Origin of the sequence: Parahaliea mediterranea (assembly GCF_017255185.1) — a bacterium.
GTDB lineage: Bacteria > Pseudomonadota > Gammaproteobacteria > Pseudomonadales > Halieaceae > JAFKCZ01.
Genome location: NZ_JAFKCZ010000032.1, coordinates 1 through 1,961 on the forward strand (window position 1 = coordinate 1; position 1,961 = coordinate 1,961).

General features: G+C 43.0%; 2 protein-coding genes and 1 pseudogene. 2 read left to right on the forward strand and 1 reads right to left on the reverse strand.

Annotated elements, in window-relative coordinates:
• Nucleotides 1-150, forward strand: a 150-nt coding sequence (locus tag JYP50_RS21580; protein WP_206560096.1) for an IS3 family transposase, incomplete at its 5' end; no start/stop codon positions are given.
• 28 nt (nucleotides 151-178) lie between these two features.
• A pseudogene (locus tag JYP50_RS21585) lies at nucleotides 179-499 on the forward strand (IS3 family transposase); the annotation flags it as partial.
• Nucleotides 500-507: 8 nt separating this feature from the next.
• Here the strand turns inward: JYP50_RS21585 and JYP50_RS21590 are convergent.
• Nucleotides 508-1,812 (reverse strand): ATP-dependent nuclease, encoded by a 1,305-nt coding sequence (locus JYP50_RS21590; RefSeq protein WP_206562648.1) that lies wholly within the window; start codon nucleotides 1,810-1,812, stop codon nucleotides 508-510.
• Nucleotides 1,813-1,961: the final 149 nt, after the last annotated feature.

A 1,961-nucleotide genomic window follows, 5' to 3' on the forward strand; every position in this document is an offset into this window, starting at 1 on the left:
AAGCATTATCAAACCCGCGCCGATGCACAGCAGGACATACTGGACTACATTGCGATGTTCTATAACAGCCAACGGCTGCATTCGTACCTGGGTTACACCAGTCCCAGCCAGTACGAAGCGGCTATGCTAGAAATGAAGAAAGCCGCTTAACTGGGTTGTCACAAATCAGTTGACCACTCCAGGTCTTATCGTGCATTCAGACAGAGGCTCGCAGTACGCGAGCGGAACGTACCGGCAGTTACTCAAAGCTCATGGCTTTGTCGGCAGTATGAGCCGCAAAGGTGACTGTTGGGACAACGCGGTTGCCGAAAGCTTCTTTGCCAGCCTGAAAAAAGAGCGGGTGCAGTGGAAGCATTATCAAACCCGCGCCGATGCACAGCAGGACATACTGGACTACATTGCGATGTTCTATAACAGCCAACGGCTGCATTCGTACCTGGGTTACACCAGTCCCAGCCAGTACGAAGCGGCTATGCTAGAAATGAAGAAAGCCGCTTAACTGGGTTGTCACAAATCAGTTGACCACTCCAAGTCATTTCTTATATGTTTTAGGTTGTGGCTTTTACGCTGGAAGCCTTCATCCCTGAATGCACATAGATGCTGATAGTGGGAATGATCAGCATTTCTCTGTAACCAGGTTTCTATTTTTTTCTCCAGTTCTTCCCAAGTAACCCTTAACCTAGAAAGCGCTTCGTCAGTTAAGAGTAGATTTTCTGCTGCTCGACAAGACAGTTTCATTCTGACTACTGGCGGGGTGTCATCTATTTCTTCCGTCGAGTCATCTCTATCCCTAAGAGAATAAGCAACTGCATTGTCATATATGGAATTAATTACGCTAGCGATTTCTGTTTCGTATTCATTTAGGTGGGTGATGCTATCTACTGAGCAGGGAAATATTCTTAGTCTCCCTTGTGAAGTTCTAATAGCTTGCTGCCACACTCGCTCATCATCTTCACCCTCGACCAGCATAATAGGAGCTTCATTAAATACATTCGATAGGGGGTGTGCGCCAAAAACCGGAAGTACTTTGCGATAAACATCACTTATGGGGCTGAAGTTTATTTCTGTTTGCCCTGAAACCACAAAATCTATTGAAACATCAGTATACGACTCAAAGGCACCGAGAAAGGAAGTGCTATGAGTGGCAGTGATAATTTTAAATTCATGGGTATCAACTAGGTCTTTCAAAAAATGTCCTAACCTCGACTGTAGATCAGGATGTAGATGAGCATCAGGCTCATCCAAAAATAGAATATTGTGCTTTTCAGTATCGCACTCTTTTGCAAAAACCAAGCACTCAATACCTAAAGATATTAGTTCGGACTCTCCACTGCTTATGTTGTCTGGAGCTATTTCAGAGCCGCTTGATAATGAATAAATTTTGAAATCAGAACCCTCTCGACGAATTTCTATGTTATCCAAGAGGCTGTTAACAGAGTCAACAATGTTTTGAAATGTATAGCTATGATCGTTTCTTAGTTCTGGTTGCTTTTCGATTTCTCGTAAACTTAAGAGTTCTAGCTTCCTAAACTGTAGTAGCGTTTGCTGCTTAAACTGCACAAACTGATTCTGACGTAGTTGATGGTTAAGCCATTGTTCATTCGTAGAATTTTGAGCAAGGCTGGCATCGAACTTTAATGCCCCGCCACGCTCGGGGGTTATGTACCTTGTATTTCCGTATTCAGCATCTCTTTCAAGGGCTTCTTCTATTCGTTTTAACGTCGTGCTTTTTCCACATCCATTTTTACCCAAGATGACATTAATTTTAGTGACATTTTTTAAGTCATAGCCGTTTTTGTTGAGAATATTCATTCGTTTACTTCATTTTCCATGTAAGAGCACTAACGAGGCTGTAGAAAAACCGACTCGGAAAGCGAACACATTTCCTCTACGGTTTTCCCTGGATTTTCAAAGCACAAATCGTTGTCAGAACGCATTTTCAGTATATATTCCTCTCGGAG